Consider the following 17898-nt stretch of genomic DNA (forward strand, 5'->3'; position numbering starts at 1 on the left):
GAAGCCGGCGCGGAGGTTGGCAATACGGCCCGGCCTGCGCGCAGCGAACGAAGTTCGATCGTGGCAAAATCGCCTTCTCCTGCTAGGGGCTCGGCATGCTGAAGAAGACTCACGCACCCGACCTCGAAGCGCTGCGGCTGCTGGACGATCGCCTGCGCTGGCTGAGCGCCTGGACGATCCACAATGCCAACCATCTGCGCGAAAGCACCGACGGGCTGAAGGTCGGAGGCCATCAGGCGTCATGCGCGTCGATGACCGCGATCATGGCCGCGCTCTACTTTCACGCGCTCGGCCCCAACGACAAGGTGGCGGTGAAGCCCCATGCCGGGCCGGTGCTGCACGCGATCCACTATCTGCTCGGCAGCCAGACGCGCGAGCAGATGGAGAATTTCCGCGGCTTCGGTGGCATGCAATCCTATCCCAGCCGTACCAAGGACCAGATCCCGGTCGATTTCTCGACCGGCTCGGTCGGCCTTGGCGTCGCCGTCACCGCCTTTGCCAGCCTTGTGCAGGATTATCTTGTCGCGCACGGCATGATGCCCGCGGCCGAGGCGGGCCGCATGGTCGCCTTGATGGGCGATGCCGAACTCGACGAAGGCAATATCTACGAATGCCTGATCGAAGCGGCCAAGCACGACATCCGCAATTGCTGGTGGATCGTCGACTATAACCGCCAGTCGCTGGACGCGACCACGTCCGACCGCATGTTCAGCCGCTTCGACGAGATATTCGCGAGCTGCGGGTGGCGCGTCGTCACGCTGAAATATGGCAGGCAGCTCGAAGCTGCCTTCGCCGAACAGGGCGGCGCGGCGCTGCGCGACTGGATCGATGGCTGCGGCAACGCCGATTATGCGGCGCTCACCTATCTCGGCGGCGCTGCCTGGCGGGAACGGTTGTTGAAGGATGCGCCGGCGGTAAAGCCGATCCTCGACGCGCGCGACGACGACGCGCTCGGCGCGCTGATGACGAATCTCGGCGGCCACGACATGGAAAGCCTGGTCGAGGCCTTCGACGCCGCGCAGGACGATGTGCCGACCCTGTTCATCGCCTATACGATCAAGGGCCAGGGCCTGCCGTTCGCCGGGCACAAGGACAACCATGCCGGCCTGATGAATCCCGGCCAGATCGCCGCATTGCGCGAGCGGATGGGCATCGCCGAGGGCGCGGAGTGGGAGCCTTATGCCGGACTGGGCGGCAATAGCGCCGAGGCGGCCCGTGCCGCCGTCGAGAATAGCCGCATCGTCCGCGCCAAGCGGGCGCGGCCGTGGGACGTGGCCGAAGTGCCGGCGATCGTTCCACCGGCCGGCGAGGATCAGTCGACGCAGGCCGCTTTCGGCAAGATCCTGCTCGATCTCTCACGCGCCGGCGGCGCGCTCGCCGATCGCATCGTCACGACCTCGCCCGATGTTACCGTCTCGACCAATCTCGGGGCCTGGGTGAACCAGCGCGGCCTGTTCCGCCGCCAGGAACTGGCCGACGTCTTCGCCGCCGCCAAGATACCGAGCCCGCAGAAATGGGGCGGGCACCAGGCCGGCCAGCATGTCGAGCTCGGCATCGCCGAGAACAATCTGTTCCTGGTGCTGGCCGCGCTTGGCCTTGCCGGCGACCTGTTCGGCGAGCGCCTCTTCCCGATCGGTACCGTCTACGATCCGTTCATCGCCCGCGGCCTCGATGCGCTCAATTATGCCTGCTACCAGGACGCGCGCTTCATGCTGGTCGCAACCCCGTCGGGCGTGACGCTCGGGCCGGAGGGCGGCGCCCACCAGTCGATCAACCCGCCGCTGATCGCGATGGGCCAGCCGGGCCTGCGCCATTACGAGCCCGCCTTCGTCGACGAGCTCGCTTTGTTCATGGAGGAAGGCTTCCGCCTGATGCAGGCGGAGGACGGTGAGAGCATCTATCTGCGCCTCACCACGCGCAGCATCGCCCAGGTCGAGCGTGCCGACGATGCCTGGAAGCAGGACGCGGTGCGGGGCGGCTATTGGCTGCGCGAGCCCGCGCCCGGCGCCGAGGCGGCCCTGGTCTATTCCGGCGCGATTGCACCTGAGGCGATCGCCGCGTGGGAAGTGCTGAAGGACGACGTTCCCGGCCTCGGCCTGCTCGCCGTCACCTCGCCCGATTTGCTGCACCGCGGCTGGAGCCAACGCCGCAGCGCCCGTTGGGGCGGCAAGGGATTGGCGCCGAGCCATGTCGAGACCTTGCTGGCGCCTTTGTCGCGCGACGCCGGCCTCGTCACCTTGCTCGACGGCTCGCCGGCGGCGCTCTCCTGGCTGGGCGGCGTCGCCGGCCACCGCGTCAGCCCGCTCGGCCTCGATCGCTTCGGCCAGACCGGCAGCCTCGACGACCTCTACCGCTACTACCGGCTGGACGTGGACGCGATCGTCGAGGCGGCGGCGGAACTGTTCCTGGACTGAAACGGAACCTTGGCCGGCGCTTGAGCGCTCTGCGTCAAGACGATTTCGAGACAGGGAGACGAATATGATTGCCAAGATCCTCGGCGCGTTTGCCGGCAAGAAGATCGCCGAGCGCTACGGCAACGGCGCCGCGGGCGCTGTGCTGGGCGCGATGGCACCGGTCGTGGCGCGCCGCGCGTTCGGCCCGCTCGGTCTCGCCGTCGCCGGCGGTTGGGCGGCCAAGAAGCTGTACGATCATCGCAAGGCGCGCCGCGCCACGACCGATTATCGCGGCACCCGGCCGTATTGAGCGCTTCACGTTAAGGGAACGGGCCCGCTCCGGCTTAAGCCGGAGCGGGCTTTTTCTTGGCCGCTAGAGCTGGGGTTCGGGCTCTTTGGTCGCTGGCGGCGGTGGCGCGATCTGGACCGGCGGGATGTCGACCGGGATGGGCGGCTCCTGCCCGTTCGGCTGGGCCGATACGGTCACGCCATTTTCGCCGACCTCCAGCCCGACATCATAGCCGGTGCCTTCGATCGGCACGCTGATCGACGCGTTGGGCAGTTCCTCGACCGGCATGATCCGCGGCTCCGGTTCGGGCGCCGGGGCGGCGCGCTGGCGCGTGCCCTGGACCGCGGTCGACATGAAATCGCGCCAGATGCGGGCGGGGAGGCCGCCGCCCTGGATGCCGCGCAGCGGCGTGTTGTCGTCATTGCCGATCCAGACGCCGGCAACCAGATCGCCTGCAAAGCCGATGAAGATGGCGTCGCGATTGTCCTGGCTGGTGCCGGTCTTGCCGAACGTCTTGACCGGCAAGGCCGCGGCGCGACTGGTGCCGTGCTCCACCGACGCTGCGAGCAGGTCGAGCAAGGCCGGCCAGGTCGAGCGCTCGTTGAAGCGGCGGAAGCGCGAACGGATCGATTCGAACCAACCCTCGTCTTCGGCCGCCGCCAGGCCGCGCGCCTTGACCGGGAAATTGCCGCTGGAAACCGCGGCATAGGCCGAAACCATCTCGATCAGGCTGACGCCGGACGTGCCCAGCGCAAGGCTCGGCTGATCGGTCAGCGGGCTGGTGATGCCGAGGTCGCGGGCGGCCTGGATCACCGCATCGCGGCCGACCTCCTCGGAAATGCGCACCGCGGCGACGTTGCTGGAGATGGCGAAGGCCTCGCGCAGGTTGATCGGCCCGCGATAGCGGCCATCGCTGTTCTTGGGCGACCAGTCGCCGATCGTCAGCGGCTCGTCGAGCACGCGGGTCTCGGGGCTCATGCCGGCGCGCAACGCGGCGAGGTAGACGAAGAGCTTGAAGGTGGAGCCGGGCTGGCGCTTGGCCTGGGTGGCGCGGTTGAATGCGCTCGCCTTGTAATTCTTGCCGCCGACCATGGCGACGACGCGGCCGTCCGGCCGCATCGCGACCAACGCCACCTGCGCCCCGCCGAGGCCTGCGCGGCGCACCGCACCCACGGCCGCACGCTGCAGATCATCCTCGAGCGTGGTCTGGATGGTCTGTTCGCCATAGGCGGCCTCGGCGGCCGCGCGGGCCTGCGGGAAGACCCAGTCCGCGAAATAGGTGCCGGTCGGGAGGTCCTCGATCGGGCCGATCTTCAGCTTCACGGTCGGCACGTCGTCGGCCTCCTGCTCGGAGAGGACGCCGGCCTCGACCATCGCTGTCAGCACCACCTCGCCGCGTTCGCGGGCCCCTTTGAGGTTGGCGGTCGGCGCGAGCCGCGACGGAGCCTTGACCAGGCCCGCCAGCATCGCGGCCTGGCCGACCGTCAGATCTTCCGGATCCTTGCTGAAATAATGCTTCGCGGCGGCACGCAGGCCATAGACGTTGTCGCCGAAATAGACGCTCGACAGGTAGCGCGAGAGGATCTCGTCCTTGGTTAACCAGCCTTCGAGCCAGAAAGCGAGGATCGCTTCCTGGAGCTTGCGGGCGGCGGTCCGGTCGGAGCTCAGGAAGGCGAGCTTGGCCAATTGCTGCGTGATCGTGCTGCCGCCCTCGCGGACCGAGCCGGCCAACAGGTTCTTCACCGCGGCGCGGCCGATACCCCAGGGGTCAACGCCCATATGGTTGTAGAAGCGGCGATCCTCGATCGCGAGGAAGGCGTTGGGGACGTGCGCCGGCAAATCGGCCACATCGACCGGATCGTCGGTGATCGCGCCGCGCCGCGCGATCGGCTTGCCCTCGGCCGAGAGCAGGGTGAGCCCGGGGGCGGCGATCGGCTGCAGCGATTTGGAGAGCGGCGCGGTAACGGCAAGATAGGCGAAGAGAGCGAGGAACAAGGCGAGGAAGACGGCCGCGATCCGCCAGCGGCGACGCGAGCGGCGCGGCGGAAGAGCTTCGGCGAGCGGCGACGGCGCCACCGGGCCGGCCGGCTCCCCGATCGTGACGACGGACCTGTCCTCGGTGAACATCAAGGAAGGGTCGGGTGGCTGGGGCGTGGACGCATCGCGGGCCTTTGCTCTTCGTCAGACGAACACAAGCTGAATCAATTGGTTTCAGCGAACAAACGCGCCGGCAGGATTTTGTCCGCCGTCACGCCCGCCTGGGCGAGTTTAGCCGGCCATGGAGCGTCCGTCACCAATGTCTCGACGATCTCGGCCATGGCCGGGGCGGTCTGGAGGCCGTAACCGCCCTGGCCCGCGAGCCAGAAGAAGCCCGGCGCGTCCGGCGCGAAGCCGGCGGTCGGGACGCGATCGGCCACGAACGAGCGCAGACCCGCCCAGCTGTGACCGATGCGGCGGATGCTGAGCTCGGTATAATGCTCGACCTTCGCGGCGGCGACGGCGAGGTCATATTCTTCCGGCCAGGCGTCGCACGGATCGCTGTCGATCTCGTCGACCGGGGAGGCGAGCAGGGTCCCGGCTTCCGGCATCATGTAGAAATCGTCGGTGACGGTCTTGAGAAACGGCCAGTCGCCGACGTCCGCGCCGGCCGGGGGCTCGACCGCGATGATCGTGCGCCGCTTCGGCTGCAGTCCCAGCGGGCGGACGCCTGCGAGGGTCGCAATCTGGTCGGCCCAGGCGCCGGCGGCGTTGATCAGGATGGGTGCGCTCCAGGCTTCGCCGCTCTCGGTTGTCACCGTCCACATATCGCCTTTCCGGTCGATCGCGGCGAGCCGTTTGCCGGTGTGGATCGTGCCGCCTCGGGCGCGGAGGGCGCGCGCATAATGCTGCAGCAAGGCATCGGCATCGAGCTTCAGGCCGGTGGGGTCGAGCACGCCCTTGACCGCCGCGTCTTCGCCGACCTTGAGCGGCGGGAACAGTGCCTTCATCCGGGCCTCGTCGGCCCATTCGAGCGCGTCGGTGAAATGGCCCATGTCGGCATGGAGCGCGTCGAGCGCCCCAAGCATGTCGTCGGTGGCGAAGAACAGGGCCGAGGCCTGGCGCGACAGCGGCAAAGCATCGCCCTCGGGCGGCGCCAGGAAGAAGTCGCGGCTGTGCTGGGTGAGACCGCGGACGGTGGCGTTGCCGATACCGTAATGGGAGAAGGTGACGCTCCGCCCGGAGGAGTGATAGCCGAGCGCTTCCTCGGCCTCGATCACCGCGACCCGGCCGTGCGTTGCCAGCCGCGCTGCCGCCGAGAGCCCGGCCACGCCGCCGCCCACCACCAGGAAATCCGCTCCGTCCACGCCCGCCACTCCCCTCGAAACTCGCCGGGGCGGCTATAGTGAGCGCGCGGCGCAACCGCCAGCGTTCAGCTTTTCGGAGCCGGGACCGGTTTGCTGCCGAGCTTCGGCGGGCCGCCATCGGCCTTGGACCAGGCCAGGGTGATCGACATGCGGCGATTGCGCGGATCGAGCGGATTGTCGCGCGCGAACGGCTCGCGGTCGGCGACCCCCTCGATGCGGGCGAAGCGGACCGGCGCAATTCCCGCGCTGGCCAGCGCCGACCGCGTCGCCTCGGCCCGCGCCGTCGAGAGCAGCCAGTTGTTCATTGTCTGACCTCTTGCATAAGCGAGCCCATCCGTATGCCCGCGCACGACCACGGCATTGGGAACGGTGCCGATCACGGTCGCGACCTCGCGCACCAGCTCGAGCGCCGGCGGCAGCAGCCGATCGGTGCCGATGCGGAACATCGAGAAATCGGCGTCATCGACGAGGTCGATGCGCAAACCCTCGAGCGTCTCGGTGAAGCGGACATGGGTCTTGAGGTTCCTGAGCTCGGGCGAGCGCTCCATCTTGTCGTCGAGCGTGCGCTTGAGTTGCTCGAAGCGGGCGCGGTCGCGCTTCCGCTCGCCTTCGTCGCGCAGGTCGGTCGGGATGTTGGGCAGGGTGATCGCCATCGTAGCGCTGCTCGACGCCTTGCTCGGGAAATTTTGGTCCGAATGGATCGAATCGCCGCCGAGGATGCCGTTGGCGCCGGCGCTGTCGCGCTTCATGTCGAGCGGCGTCGGCGTAAAATATTCGGCGAGGCCCTGGCGCTTCTGCTGGTCGGTAATGCTGAGCAGCCACATCAGCATGAAGAAGGCCATCATCGCCGTCACGAAATCCGCATAGGCGACCTTCCACTGGCCGCCGTGGTGCGCGTCGTGCGCTTCGGCGACGATCTTCTTGACGATGATCGGTGTCGGCTCGGGCTCGTTGCGCCCGCGCCCGGGGGAGCCGGCCATCTAGCGTCCCCGCATGCCGTCGAACACGTCGGCGAAGGCGGGCTGGCTGCTGTGCTGGATGCCCGAGCGCGCCGCTTCGATCACCAGCGGCAGCGGATGGCCGTGCAGCGACGCGACGATGATCTGCTTGACGACGTGGTAGATGGCCCCGTCCTCCTCGATCACGTGCTTGGCGCGGCTCGCGAAGGGGCCGACGATGCCGTAGGCGAGCAGAACGCCGAGGAAGGTGCCGACCAGCGCCGAACCGATCATCGCGCCGAGGATGGCCGGCGGCTGGTCGATCGAGCCCATCGTCTTCACCACGCCGAGCACCGCCGCGACGATGCCGAGCGCGGGCAGCGCGTCGGCCAGGATCTGCAGGTTCTGGGCCGGCTTGAGCGTCTCGTGGTGGTGGGTCTTCAGCGCATTGTCCATCACGTCCTCGACCGCATGCGGGTTGAGCGTGCCCGACGAGATCACGACCAGCCGCAGCGTGTCGCAGATCAGGTGGATCAGGGTCTTGTCCTTGAGGAGGGTCGGATATTCGGCGAAGATCGGGCTGGTCGCGGGCTCCTCGATATGCGGCTCGACCGCGACCGGGCCTTCGGTCCGCAGCATCTTCATCAGCTTGGAGACGAGGAAGATGGTGTCGAGGAAATCCTGCTTCTTGTAGCGCGGCCCCTTGAACACCTTGGCGAACGCGCCGCCCAGAGCCTTGAGGTCCTTGAGCGAGTTGCCGGCGATGGTCGCGCCGACGGCGGCGCCGCCGATGATCATCATCTCGTGGGGGACGGCATGGAGCACCGGGGTCAGGTTGCCGCCAGTGATGACGAACCCGCCGAATACCATGATCAGCAGAACGGCGACGCCGATGGCTGCATACATTGACAGAACTCCGCCAAACTCCGCGGAGGCAGAAGGCCTCGCATTCCCTAGGAGTAACGGCAGTAAGCGGCTGATCTTTATGGGCGGCGCAGGAAAATCCGCGCGGAGGCCGATCAGCGCAGCAGGTCGAAGAGCGTGCTCTGGTTGATGCGCGCGAACACCGCTTGGGCTGCCTGGAGACCGAGCTGGCGGCCTTGCAGGCGCGCCATCGCGTCGACCAGGTCGATGCCTTCGAGCGAGCCGCGCTGCTCGTCGAGGCTGATTGCCGACAGCTCGAATCGTTCGCGCAGTTCGTCGATGCGGTTGGCGCGCACGCCCTGGTCGCCGCGCGCGGCCGCGACATGCGCAATCGCGGCGTTGATCTCGTCCATCGCGGTGGCGGTGGCGACCGCGCGCAACGTGGGGTCGGGTTCCTCGACCGCGTCGGCGGCGTCGGACATGATGGTGGCGAGGTCGCGCAGTCCGGCCGCGGTCGAAACCGACCCGAAGAGCGTCGCGCGCGATGCGACCGGCGCCACGGTGTCGCCGCCATGGACCGGGATTTCAAGCGGCGCATCGGTGCGGAACAGGTCGTTGCCATTCTGGTCGCGGCTGGCGGCCAGGGTGGCGATATCGTTGGCGATGCCGCGCAGCTCGGCAGCGAGGGTCTCGCGATTCTCCTGTGAAAGGGTGCCGGAGCGCGCGCCGATGATCAGCTCGCTGGCGCGGGTGACGCGGTTGGCGACCGAGGCCAGCGCCGTGTCGGCGCGGCTCGCGAAGATCGCCGCGGTATCGAGGTTGCGCATCCATGCGGCCTCCTCGGCCTGGCGGCGGGCCAGTTCCGAAATCGTCGCCGACGCGGTGGGATCGTCCGACGGCGCGAGGATCTTCTTGCCGGTCGAGATTTCGGCCTGGACGCGGGCGATCTCGCCCGACAGCTTGGTCTGGCGTGCGATCTCGACGGCGAGACGATAGCGGGTGCCGGTGATCATGGGCCTTGTCCTTAGAACAGGTCGAGAATGGACTGGAGCGTGTCGCGCGCCGTCTGGATGATCTTGGTCGCGGCGCCGTAAGCCTGCTGGTAGCGCATCAGGTCGGCGGCCTCGCGGTCGAGGTCGATGCCGATGATCTCGTCGCGGGTGGCGAGGCTGTTGTCGCGGCGCGTCGTGGCGGCATTGGCCTCCGACCTGGCGGCGGCGAGCGCCTGGGCCTGGCCGGCGACGAGCGCGGCCCAGCGCGATTCCGCGCCGTCGACGCCGCGCATGGCGGGCAGATCGAGCAGATTGCCGTTCTCCGCGGTCGCCGAAGCGGCGGCAATCGCGGCGGGATCGGTGGTGGTGACGCGTAGTCCGGCGGCACCGCCGGTAATGGCGAGCAGGGCGGCGCCCGGATTGCCGGCCGGATTGAGGCCCGCGGCCTGCCAGCTATTCAGGTCGGCGGCGAAGTCGCTTGCGAGGCTGTCGAGCGTGGCCCTTTTGTCGGCCGTGGATGCAGCCACGTCGACGAGGCCGGAAAGCGTCCCGGCGCCGGCCGCCAGGGGTGCGATCGTGCCGCCCGAGCTCAGTTGCAGCGACAGCCGCCCGTCGGCCGCCGGCACGACGACCAGCAGGCTGCGGCGGTTGAGGTCGAGCAATTTGGTACCCGCGTCGCTGCCGAGGGTGAGCGTGACGGTGCCGTTGGCGGCGATGTCGGCGGTGACGTCGATGCGGGCCGAGATGGAATCGATCAGGCGGTCGCGCTGGTCCTGCAATGCGGCATGCGAGCTGCGCCCCGGCTCGGCCGCGAGCAGCGCGAGATTGACCTCGGACAGCTTGGCGAGGTCGCCATTGGTCGCGTCGACCTCGAGCTGGGCGGCACGCGAAATGCCCGCCGCGACCTTCGTCAGGGCGTCGGCCGCGCCGCGCATCGCCCCGGCCGCTTCCTCGAGCGCCGAGAGCATGGAAGCCCGGCCGAGCCGGTCGCCCGGATTGGCGGACAGGTTAACCGCCGCATTGTAGAATTTGCCAACGAGCGTGCCGACGTCGTGACCGGTGTCGCCCAGAGCGGACTCGACGGCGGTCAGCCATTGCTGGCGCACCTGCGCACGGCCGGCGAGGCCGGAGGAAACGCGCGCATCGGCGGCGCGGAAATCGTCCCAGATGCGCTCGACCGAATGGGCCGTGGCGCCGGAGAAGAGCAGGGAAGTGCCCATGCCGACACCGCCGCCGCCGGCATTGCCGGCTTCGCGCAGGCTGACCGTGCGACGGGAATAACCGGGCGTTTCCGCGTTGGCGACATTGTCGCCGACCGCCGTCAGCGCTGCCCGGTAGGCGGTGAGGCCGCTGATGCCTACGCTCAGGAGGTCGCTCATTTGGTAACCTCTCCCCGCTTGTCGAATTGCCTCAGCAGCAGCTCGGCGATGCCGAAGCCGCCGCCTTTTGCCGCCATCTGGTCGGCGAGTTTGGCGTCCTGCATCTCCTGGAACTGCTCGGTCGCGCTGCTGCCCAGCGCATCCTCGGAGAGCTTGGCCTGGCGCATCGAGCCGATCATCTGGCGCATGAACACGGCCTCGAAGGCCTGCGCGGCCTTGACCAGCTGCTGGCGCTTCTCGTCGGCTTGGCCGGCGGGCTGCGCGGTCGAGGCGATGCCCTGGATCACAGGATCACCAGCTCCGCCTTCATCGCTCCAGCCTGCTTCAGCGCTTCGAGGATGGCGACGAGATCCGACGGGCTGGCGCCGATCGCGTTCACGGCCTTGACGATCTCGCCCAAGGAGGCGCCGGGCGCGAAGGCGAACATCGGCCGCATCTCCTCCTTGACCTCGATCTGGCTCTGCTCCTCCTGCGCGGTCTCGCCGCGCGAGAAGGGCTCGGGCTGGACGATGCGCGGCCGTTCGGTGACGGCGACGGTGAGCTTGCCGTGGCTGACCGCGGCCGGGCTGATCCGGACCTGGCCGTTGATCACGACCGTGCCGGTGCGCGCGTTGACGATCACCCGTGCCGGCGGAGCGGCCGGATCGACCTGGATATTCTCGATGATGCTCATCAGCGCGGTGCGCGTCTCGGCGCCGGGCTGGGCCGTGATGCGGATCGTGACCGCGTCGATCGCGCTGGCGACGCCGCCGCCCAATTCCCCATTGATCGCCTGGGCGACGAGCCGGGCGGTCGTGAGATCGGCCTCGGCGAGGTTGAACTGGAGAGCGGGCGCGCTGGCGAAGCCGGCATCGACCTCGCGCTCCACCGTCGCTCCGCCCGGAATGCGGCCGGCCGAAGGGACGTTTACCGACAGCTTGGAGCCGTCTGCCGCTTCGACGCCAAGGCCGCCGACGGCAAGGCTGCCCTGCGCCATCGCGTAGATCTGGTTGTCGGCGCCCTTGAGCGGGCTCATCAGCAGGGTGCCGCCGCGCAGCGATTTGGCCTTGCCCAAAGCGGACACGGTGATGTCGAGGCGCTGGCCCGGCTTGGCGAAGGCGGGAAGCTCGGCCGTGATCATCACCGCCGCGGCATTCTTGACCGCCGGATTGATGCCCGGCGGCAGCGTCAGGCCGAAGCGCGAGGCGACGCCCTTCATGCCCTGGGTGGCGTAGTCGAGACTGTCGTCGCCGGTCCCGGCCAAGCCGACGACGATGCCGTAGCCGGTCAGCTGGTTGGCGCGCAGGCCCTGGAAGGTGCCGAGATCCTTGATCCGCTCGGCCGAGGCCGGGGCGGAAAAGGCCAAAGCTGCGGCGGCGAGCGCGGCGATGCGGGCGAGGGCGCGCATCAGAACGGGCTCAGCACGGAGAAGAAGCGCTGCAGCCAGCCCTGACGGCTGGCGCGGGCGATCTCGCCGCGTCCGGAATAAGTGATGCGGGCGTCAGCGACGCGGGCGGAAGGCACGCGGTTGTCGGGCGTGATATCCTGCTCGCGCACGAGGCCGGCCAAGCGGACATATTCGTCGCCGCGGTTCAGCGTGACGAGCTTTTCGCCGCGGACCAGCATGGTCCCGTTGGGATAGACCTCGGCAATCGTCACGCTGATCTCCCCGGACAGCCGGTTCGACTGAGTCGCCTGTCCAGCACCATTGAACGACTGATTGCCGCTCATGTTTACATCGGAGGGCTTGAAGAAATCGAGCGGACCGGTGATCGGCGGCGTCAAACCGATGTCGCCTTCGCGGTTGGTGGTCGCCGCGTTGGACTTGGTCGCCTCCATCCTTTCGACCAGCACGATCGTCAGCAGATCGCCGACGCGCGAGGCGCGCGTGCCGCTGGTGAGCGACGCATAACCCTGCGACGCCTGGTAGATCGCACCGTTGGCGACCGCGGGCGGCGGAGCCGGCGCGGCCAGGGTCGGCCGATATTCGGGCGACGGGCCCGCCGTGCCGCCGATGCAGGCGCCCAGCAGGCAGAGCGGCGCAAGCGCCAGCATCTTAAAGCTGCTGGTTGGCATTGCGGAGCATCTCGTCGGTGGCCGAGATCATCTTCGAGTTGACCTCGTAAGCGCGCTGGGTCTCGATCATGTCGACCAGTTCCTGGACGACGTTGACGTTCGACGCCTCGAGCATGCCCTGCCGGACAGTGCCGCGGCCATCGAGGCCGGCCGCGCCGACCTGCGGCGCGCCGCTGGCGGCGCTCTCGACGAACAGATTGTCGCCGAGCGCCTGGAGGCCCGACGGATTGACGAAGCGGGCGAGCTCGATCTGGCCGAGCTCGGTCGCTTCGGCTTCGCCGGTCATTTTGGCCGAGATCGTGCCGTCGGCGCCGATCGTGATCGACTCGACGCCTTCGGGGACCTGCACCTGCGGCTGGAGCTGGAGACCGTCCGAAGTGACGATCTGACCCTCGGCCGACAGGTTGAAATTGCCCGAGCGCGTGTAGGCGATGCGGCCGTCCGGCATGGCGACCTGGAAGAAGCCTTCGCCCTCGATGGCGATGTCGAGCGGGTTGTCGGTCTGGGTGAGCGTGCCCTGGCTGTTGATGCGGGCGGTGCCCGTCATCTGCACGCCGGTGCCGAGTGACAGGCCAGTGGCATAGCGCGCCTCGGCGCTCGAGGGCGCTCCGGCCGCGACCATCGTCTGGTAAGCGAGCGTCTCGAACTGGGCGCGGTCGCGCTTGAACCCCGTCGTATTCACGTTGGCGAGGTTGTTGGCGATGACGCGCATGCGCGAGGACTGGGCATCAAGCCCGGTGCGGGCGACGTGGAGGGCTGCGTTTGCCATGGTTCAAATTCCCCTTAATCGGGCAGGCGCATCAGATCGGCGGCAGAGCCGTCGATCTCGCGTGCGGTGGAGATGAGCTTCAATTGCGTGTCCCAGGCGCGGCTGGCCTCGATCATGTCGACCAGCGCCTTGGTGGGATCGACGTTCGACCCTTCGAGGCTGCCGGAGCGGACCCTGGCGGCCGCATCGACCGGCAGGGCGCCGCCGCCTTCGACCCGGAACAGGCCATCGACATGCTTGACGATGCGCGAGCCGACGGGCGAGCCCAGGCGGAGCTGGTCAACCTCCTGCGGCAGGTTCGGATCGCCGCCGGGCGGAACGATCCAGATCCGGCCGGACTCGTCGATCTTCAGCGAATCCGCGGGCGGCAAGGTGATCGGGCCGGACTGGCCCATCACCGGGCGGCCGTCGCCGGTCGTCAGCAACCCGCTCTCGGTACGCTGCAGATCGCCGCGGCGCGTATAGGCTTCGTCCCCCTCGGGTCCCTGCACCGCGAGCAGGACATCGCCGGAGAGGGCGATGTCGAGGTCGCGGCCGGTCTCGCTGATCGTGCCGGGCTTCATGTCGGCGGCGCGGACCTCTTCGGAGGCAAGCGCACGCGACTCGAGGGTCTGGCCGCGCAGCCACAAAGTGCTGGCCGAGGCGATCTCCGCCCGGAAGCCGACCGTATTGGCGTTAGCGAGGTTGTTCGCCGTCGCCGTCTGGCGAGCCATTGCCCCCCGGAGCGCCGACAGCGAAGTATGGACGAGCCGGTCCATTTATCAGCTCCGCATGTTCATGACCGCCTGGGTCATGGCGTTGCCGGTCTCGATCGCCTTGGCGTTGGCCTGGAAATTGCGCTGGGCAGCGATCAGGGCGACCAGCTCCTCGGTGATGTCGACATTGGCGCGTTCGAGCGCGCCGGACTGGATGCGGCCCATGCCGTCGTCGCCGGGCGTGCCGACATCGGCGGCGCCGCTCTCGCCGGTCACCGACCAGCGCGCGTCGCCGCGCTGCTTGAGGCCAGCCGGGTTCGAGAAATTGGCGAGGGCGAGCTTGGCGATCGCCTGGGTCTCGCCGTTGGAGAAGGTGGCGGTGACGAGGCCGTCTTCACCGATCGACACGTCGTTGAGCGTGCCGACGGTGATGCCGTCCTGATCGACCAGGCGCTGGGTGAACGGCCCCGGGCCCTGATTGGTGGCGCCGAGATCCAGCGTCAGATTGAGCACGGAGGAAGCGCCGGCCGGGAAGACGGTGTCGTAGGCGACGGTGCCGGCGGGAGCGGTGCGGGCGCCGGCGGCGTCGAAGCTCATCTGCAGCGGCGCCGGCTGCGTCGCGGCGGCAGGATCCGCGCTGACTTCGTCATTGCCGACGAACAGATGCGATTCCCACGTGCTCGGCGCGCCGTTGCCGGTGCGGACGAAATACATGGTCGCCGGGATCGCCTTGCCGGCCGTGTCGTAGACGGTGGTCTGGACCGAATGGTTGTAGCTGTTCGGGTCCAGCCGGTCGAAGACATAGGGGTTGGCGGCGCTGTACATCGGCCGGCTCGCCGGAAGATCGGCGTTCTGCGGCAGCGACAGATCGAGATTGACCAGGCTGGTCGCGCGCGGCGTGCCCGATGTCTGCGGGACCTGGATGCTGGTCGTGGCGGTGAGGCCGCTCGCGGTGACGTTGCCCTCCGGATCGACCGGCAGGCCCTGGACGTAGCCGCCGTTGCTGTCGATCAGGTAGCGGCTGGCGTCGAGGCCGAACTTGCCGTTGCGGGTGAAGGTGGTGTTGCCGCCGGCGAGCGCGTCGCGGGTGACGAAGAAGCCGGCGCCGGCGATGGCGAGGTCGAGCTCGCGCGAGGAGGCTTCGAAGCCGCCCTGGCTGAACTGCTGCTCGATGCTCTTGAGGCGCGTGCCGTTGCCCGGCGTGGTGCGCGACGAGGAGATGATGTCGCCGAACTCGGTCCGGCTCTTCTTGAAGCCGTAGGAGCCGACGTTGGCGATGTTGTTCGAGACCGTCCCGAGCTCGGTCTGGGCGCCCTTGAGGCCGGAAAGGGAAGTGTAGAAGGACATGAAAAGTCTCCTGCTGGATCAGGCGAGGCGGAGCGCCGCGTCGGGGGTGAGGGCGCCGAGGCCCGTGAGAAGCTTGGTGGAGCCGCCATTGGCGGGCGACTGGATGCCGTTGACCTGCGTCCAGCTCGCGGTGGCGGGCTGGATCGCCTCGCCGCCGGCGCTGGCCGTGACGACGATCTTCAGGGGGCCGGTCGCGACCGTCTCGCCCGCTTCGTTCCTGCCGTCCCAGGCGACGGGCAGGGTGCCCGCTTTCTGGCCGCTGAAATTGCGGCTGTGGACGACCGCGCCATTGGCGTCGACGAAGCTCACCGAGACCTCGTCGGCATCCTTGGGCAAGGCGATCTCGGCCGAATAGCTGCCGTCCTTGAGCGGCATCGCCGTCTCGGATGCGACCAGCACGGTGCGGCCGATCCAGCTCGCGGCGTCGGTCAGGCGGCCCGGGGCCATCGCCTCGACCAGCGCCTTGAGGCTCTGGTTCATCTCGGAAATGCCGGCGACCTGCGAGAATTGCGCCATCTGGGCGACCATCTCGGTATTGTCGACCGGGTTGAACGGGTCCTGGGTGGTGAGCTGTGTCGTCATCAGCCGCAGGAAATCGTTCTGGTCCATCGCGCCCGCGGGCTTGGTGGCCATCGCGACCCCGCCGAAGCCGGCCGCGTTGGTGTCGGTGATCGTCGTCATTGACCGATCCTCAATGTGTCGAGGGTGAGCGTCTTGGCGGTCTGGAGGACCTGGACGTTGTTCTGATACTGGCGCGCGGTCTCGATCATCTCGACGAGCTCGGCAGCGCCGTCGACGCCGGCTTCCCAGACATAGCCGTCCTTGTCGGCGAGCGGATGGCCGGGGGCGTGGCGCTTGGTCGGCTCGGTCTCGGCCTGGACGACGCGGTCCACCTTGACGGTGGCGACGCCGGGGCGGTCAGTGACGGTCTCGAACACGGGCTTCAGGGCGCGGAAGGCGCCTTCCTTGGTGGCCGAGACCGAGCCGGCATTGGCGAGGTTCGACGCCGTCGTGTTGAGCCGCACGAGCTGCGCGGACATCGCGCGGCCGGCTATGTCGAAGACGTTCATCGGGCCGGACATGGCTTATTCTCCCTTCAGGGCGCGCTTGAGGGTGCCAATACGGCCCTCGAGGAAGGAGAGGGTGGTGCGATATTGGACCGCATTCTCCGCGAACAGGGTCTGCTCGGTCGAAAGCTCGACCGTGTTGCCGTCGAGCGAGGGCGTCACCGGCACGCGATAGGCGACCGCATTTTCGGCCGCGGCGGCAACGCTCTGGCCCTTGCTGGCCTGATCGAGCGCGGCGTTGAAATCGATGTCGCGGGCCTTGTAGCCGGGCGTCGCCGCGTTCGCGATGTTGGAGGCGAGCATCGACAGACGCTGCGAGCGCAGCGCGAGCGCCGCGCCGTGGACTCCGAACAGCTGATCTCCGGCCATGTGCCAATCCCCTAAAGTTTCCGCCTCCGCCGTCGTTAATCCGACAGCTCGGGCCTTCGTCCGGGTGATTGTGCAAAGGGCGTGCCAAGCGGGCGGAATCGCGGTTCTGCCTAGCGTTGCGGGGGCATGTGCGTTTGGCACGCCTGTTGCTTTGATGGCTTTCCGAACCATGGGAGCCATTCGAGATGACGTATTTCCGACGCATGGCCGTGCTGGGCGCGCTTATCGCCGCTCCGGCGCTCGCCGCGCCGCAGTTCGAAGACCTCGATTTGCTCGAGGCGCGGATCACGGCGACGCTTGGCGCGGGGATCGGACAGCCGGGGGGACCGGCGCGGCCGATCGATCGCCGGCTGAAGCTTGCCGCCTGCCCGGCCGCGCCTGCGCTGGCGATGCCGACGCCGGCCTCGGCCTTGGTCCAGTGCGAGCCGCTCGGCTGGCGCATCCACGTGCCGCTGTTCCGGCCGGCGGCGGCGATGGCCGCGGCCGCGGAGAAAGCCGAGCCGGTGATCCGCAAGGGCGACCAGGTCGAGCTCGTCGCGGATGGGGGGAGCTTCAGCGTCAGCACGCTGGCGATCGCCCAGCAGGACGGCGCGCCCGGCGATCGCATCCGCGTGCGCACCGAGGCCAAGGCGGCGCCGGTGATCGCCCAGGTGGACTCGATGGGCCGGGTTATCATCGGCCGATTTAAGTAAATCCGCAGGCTGCCGTTATTGCGTTGGAATGCCAGGTGGCGGACCAGCACGCGGCGAAAGGAAGACAGATGATCAACGGTGTGGACAATAAGGGGCGGGTCGACGCGGTCCGGGTGGGGCTGGAACGCGCTGCGCCGGCCGCCAAGGTCGCCAACGACGGCACCGAGCGCAATGTCGGCGCGCCGATCAGCGCGGTCGCGGCGATGGCGGCCGAAGGCGCGCCGATCGATGCCGCCAAGGTCGCGGCGATCCGCGCGGCGATCGCCGAGGGCCGCTACCCGATCGAGCCCGACCGCATCGCGCAGGGCATGATCGCCTTCGACTTCAACCCCTACACATGATCCCGGCGTCGCTCTCCCGCCTCGAGGCGTGCCATGAGGCGCTGATCGCCGCGCTCGACGCGGACGATCTCGACCGGATCGAGAGCGCTGTTCTCGCCTTCCGCGACGCGGTCGAGGAAGTGCGCGCCCAGGGTGGCTGGCGCGACAATCCCGACGTCGCCGGCAAGGCCGCGCATATCAAGGCGCTGGCCGAGGCCGCGCGCGTCCGCGTCAATTTTCTGACGGACCTCAACCGCCGCCGGATCGAGGCCTTTGCCGCCGCGCGCGGGCGCACCGTCGCCGCGACCTACGGGGCCGGGGGCCAGATGTCGGCGGCCTGATCGGGCCATTTCTCGATTTGGCACGGCCGTTGCTTAGACCCTCC

At 68.5% G+C, this 17898-nt stretch carries 20 protein-coding genes; 5 read left to right on the forward strand and 15 right to left on the reverse strand.

Annotated features, from left to right (window positions below):
* Window positions 1-95: 95 nt before the first annotated feature.
* Together SH591_RS14460 and SH591_RS14465 are read left to right on the forward strand one after the other, a co-directional pair.
* Window positions 96-2414: a transketolase gene (locus SH591_RS14460; protein WP_324749699.1), complete on the forward strand. Its 2319-nt coding sequence runs from the start codon at window positions 96-98 to the stop codon at window positions 2412-2414.
* 64 nt (window positions 2415-2478) lie between these two features.
* Window positions 2479-2703, forward strand: coding sequence for a hypothetical protein (locus SH591_RS14465; RefSeq protein WP_324749700.1), 225 nt, complete (start codon window positions 2479-2481; stop codon window positions 2701-2703).
* 63 nt (window positions 2704-2766) lie between these two features.
* On the opposite strand, the gene SH591_RS14470 is transcribed toward SH591_RS14465, so the two are convergent.
* The 15 genes from SH591_RS14470 to flgB all read right to left on the reverse strand — a co-directional run bounded on the left by SH591_RS14470 (window position 2767) and on the right by flgB (window position 16501).
* Complete coding sequence (locus SH591_RS14470) at window positions 2767-4809, reverse strand: transglycosylase domain-containing protein (RefSeq protein WP_324749701.1); 2043 nt, start codon at window positions 4807-4809, stop codon at window positions 2767-2769.
* Window positions 4810-4883: 74 nt separating this feature from the next.
* The gene (locus SH591_RS14475; protein ID WP_324749702.1) at window positions 4884-6026 is read right to left on the reverse strand and encodes an NAD(P)/FAD-dependent oxidoreductase; all 1143 of its coding nucleotides are present in this window, start codon (window positions 6024-6026) and stop codon (window positions 4884-4886) included.
* 65 nt (window positions 6027-6091) lie between these two features.
* Complete coding sequence (locus tag SH591_RS14480) at window positions 6092-7006, reverse strand: flagellar motor protein MotB (protein ID WP_324749703.1); 915 nt, start codon at window positions 7004-7006, stop codon at window positions 6092-6094.
* On the reverse strand, window positions 7007-7870 hold the full coding sequence (gene motA, locus SH591_RS14485) for a flagellar motor stator protein MotA (protein WP_322832935.1): 864 nt from the start codon (window positions 7868-7870) through the stop codon (window positions 7007-7009).
* Between the two features lie 113 nt (window positions 7871-7983).
* Window positions 7984-8841, reverse strand: coding sequence for a flagellin N-terminal helical domain-containing protein (locus SH591_RS14490; protein ID WP_324749704.1), 858 nt, complete (start codon window positions 8839-8841; stop codon window positions 7984-7986).
* Window positions 8842-8852: 11 nt separating this feature from the next.
* A complete protein-coding gene (gene flgK / locus SH591_RS14495; RefSeq protein ID WP_324749705.1) occupies window positions 8853-10199 on the reverse strand; it encodes a flagellar hook-associated protein FlgK in 1347 nt (448 codons plus the stop codon).
* Entirely contained in the window at window positions 10196-10483 is a 288-nt protein-coding gene (locus tag SH591_RS14500) for a rod-binding protein (RefSeq protein WP_324751397.1), read from the reverse strand. Before SH591_RS14500 ends, flgK begins: the two co-directional genes overlap by 4 nt.
* Complete coding sequence (locus tag SH591_RS14505; RefSeq protein WP_416222363.1) at window positions 10483-11589, reverse strand: flagellar basal body P-ring protein FlgI; 1107 nt, start codon at window positions 11587-11589, stop codon at window positions 10483-10485. The genes SH591_RS14500 and SH591_RS14505 overlap by 1 nt, the downstream gene beginning before the upstream one ends.
* Window positions 11586-12233: a flagellar basal body L-ring protein FlgH gene (locus SH591_RS14510; RefSeq protein ID WP_324749706.1), complete on the reverse strand. Its 648-nt coding sequence runs from the start codon at window positions 12231-12233 to the stop codon at window positions 11586-11588. The genes SH591_RS14505 and SH591_RS14510 overlap by 4 nt, the downstream gene beginning before the upstream one ends.
* A gap of 1 nt (window position 12234) precedes the next feature.
* Window positions 12235-13023 carry a flagellar basal-body rod protein FlgG gene (gene flgG, locus SH591_RS14515; RefSeq protein WP_322832941.1) on the reverse strand — a complete coding sequence of 263 codons (789 nt, stop codon included), beginning with the start codon at window positions 13021-13023 and terminating at the stop codon, window positions 12235-12237.
* Between the two features lie 14 nt (window positions 13024-13037).
* Window positions 13038-13781 carry a flagellar basal body rod protein FlgF gene (locus SH591_RS14520; RefSeq protein WP_322832942.1) on the reverse strand — a complete coding sequence of 248 codons (744 nt, stop codon included), beginning with the start codon at window positions 13779-13781 and terminating at the stop codon, window positions 13038-13040.
* Between the two features lie 3 nt (window positions 13782-13784).
* Window positions 13785-15065 carry a flagellar hook protein FlgE gene (locus SH591_RS14525; RefSeq protein ID WP_324749707.1) on the reverse strand — a complete coding sequence of 427 codons (1281 nt, stop codon included), beginning with the start codon at window positions 15063-15065 and terminating at the stop codon, window positions 13785-13787.
* Between the two features lie 18 nt (window positions 15066-15083).
* Window positions 15084-15746: a flagellar hook assembly protein FlgD gene (locus SH591_RS14530; RefSeq protein ID WP_322832944.1), complete on the reverse strand. Its 663-nt coding sequence runs from the start codon at window positions 15744-15746 to the stop codon at window positions 15084-15086.
* Entirely contained in the window at window positions 15743-16147 is a 405-nt protein-coding gene (flgC, locus tag SH591_RS14535; protein WP_322832945.1) for a flagellar basal body rod protein FlgC, read from the reverse strand. Before flgC ends, SH591_RS14530 begins: the two co-directional genes overlap by 4 nt.
* Window positions 16148-16150: 3 nt before the next feature.
* Window positions 16151-16501 (reverse strand): flagellar basal body rod protein FlgB, encoded by a 351-nt coding sequence (gene flgB, locus SH591_RS14540; protein WP_324749708.1) that lies wholly within the window; start codon window positions 16499-16501, stop codon window positions 16151-16153.
* A gap of 185 nt (window positions 16502-16686) precedes the next feature.
* Here flgB and SH591_RS14545 point away from each other — a divergent pair, with 185 nt between their 5' ends.
* The 3 genes from SH591_RS14545 to SH591_RS14555 all read left to right on the forward strand — a co-directional run bounded on the left by SH591_RS14545 (window position 16687) and on the right by SH591_RS14555 (window position 17854).
* Window positions 16687-17193 carry a flagella basal body P-ring formation protein FlgA gene (locus tag SH591_RS14545; RefSeq protein ID WP_324749709.1) on the forward strand — a complete coding sequence of 169 codons (507 nt, stop codon included), beginning with the start codon at window positions 16687-16689 and terminating at the stop codon, window positions 17191-17193.
* A 68-nt stretch (window positions 17194-17261) separates the two neighbouring features.
* A complete protein-coding gene (gene flgM / locus SH591_RS14550) occupies window positions 17262-17534 on the forward strand; it encodes a flagellar biosynthesis anti-sigma factor FlgM (protein WP_324749710.1) in 273 nt (90 codons plus the stop codon).
* Window positions 17531-17854, forward strand: a complete 324-nt coding sequence (locus SH591_RS14555; protein WP_324749712.1) for a hypothetical protein — start codon at window positions 17531-17533, stop codon at window positions 17852-17854. Before flgM ends, SH591_RS14555 begins: the two co-directional genes overlap by 4 nt.
* The last annotated feature ends 44 nt before the right edge of the window (window positions 17855-17898 follow it).

The sequence above is a fragment of the Sphingomonas sp. LY54 genome (assembly GCF_035594035.1).
Classification (GTDB): domain Bacteria; phylum Pseudomonadota; class Alphaproteobacteria; order Sphingomonadales; family Sphingomonadaceae; genus Allosphingosinicella.

Bases quoted from the DNA above. Each gene is read 5' to 3' on its own strand.
- SH591_RS14470 (WP_324749701.1), bottom strand. From the start codon at position 4,809: ATGTTCACCGAGGACAGGTCCGTCGTCACGATCGGGGAGCCGGCCGGC.
- SH591_RS14490 (WP_324749704.1), bottom strand. From the start codon at position 8,841: ATGATCACCGGCACCCGCTATCGTCTCGCCGTCGAGATCGCACGCCAG.
- SH591_RS14460 (WP_324749699.1), top strand. From the start codon at position 96: ATGCTGAAGAAGACTCACGCACCCGACCTCGAAGCGCTGCGGCTGCTG.
- flgC (WP_322832945.1), bottom strand. From the start codon at position 16,147: ATGTCCGGCCCGATGAACGTCTTCGACATAGCCGGCCGCGCGATGTCC.
- flgK (WP_324749705.1), bottom strand. From the start codon at position 10,199: ATGAGCGACCTCCTGAGCGTAGGCATCAGCGGCCTCACCGCCTACCGG.
- SH591_RS14525 (WP_324749707.1), bottom strand. From the start codon at position 15,065: ATGTCCTTCTACACTTCCCTTTCCGGCCTCAAGGGCGCCCAGACCGAG.
- SH591_RS14555 (WP_324749712.1), top strand. From the start codon at position 17,531: ATGATCCCGGCGTCGCTCTCCCGCCTCGAGGCGTGCCATGAGGCGCTG.
- flgM (WP_324749710.1), top strand. From the start codon at position 17,262: ATGATCAACGGTGTGGACAATAAGGGGCGGGTCGACGCGGTCCGGGTG.
- flgG (WP_322832941.1), bottom strand. From the start codon at position 13,023: ATGGCAAACGCAGCCCTCCACGTCGCCCGCACCGGGCTTGATGCCCAG.
- flgB (WP_324749708.1), bottom strand. From the start codon at position 16,501: ATGGCCGGAGATCAGCTGTTCGGAGTCCACGGCGCGGCGCTCGCGCTG.
- SH591_RS14465 (WP_324749700.1), top strand. From the start codon at position 2,479: ATGATTGCCAAGATCCTCGGCGCGTTTGCCGGCAAGAAGATCGCCGAG.
- SH591_RS14530 (WP_322832944.1), bottom strand. From the start codon at position 15,746: ATGACGACGATCACCGACACCAACGCGGCCGGCTTCGGCGGGGTCGCG.
- SH591_RS14510 (WP_324749706.1), bottom strand. From the start codon at position 12,233: ATGCTGGCGCTTGCGCCGCTCTGCCTGCTGGGCGCCTGCATCGGCGGC.
- motA (WP_322832935.1), bottom strand. From the start codon at position 7,870: ATGTATGCAGCCATCGGCGTCGCCGTTCTGCTGATCATGGTATTCGGC.
- SH591_RS14520 (WP_322832942.1), bottom strand. From the start codon at position 13,781: ATGGACCGGCTCGTCCATACTTCGCTGTCGGCGCTCCGGGGGGCAATG.
- SH591_RS14480 (WP_324749703.1), bottom strand. From the start codon at position 7,006: ATGGCCGGCTCCCCCGGGCGCGGGCGCAACGAGCCCGAGCCGACACCG.
- SH591_RS14545 (WP_324749709.1), top strand. From the start codon at position 16,687: ATGACGTATTTCCGACGCATGGCCGTGCTGGGCGCGCTTATCGCCGCT.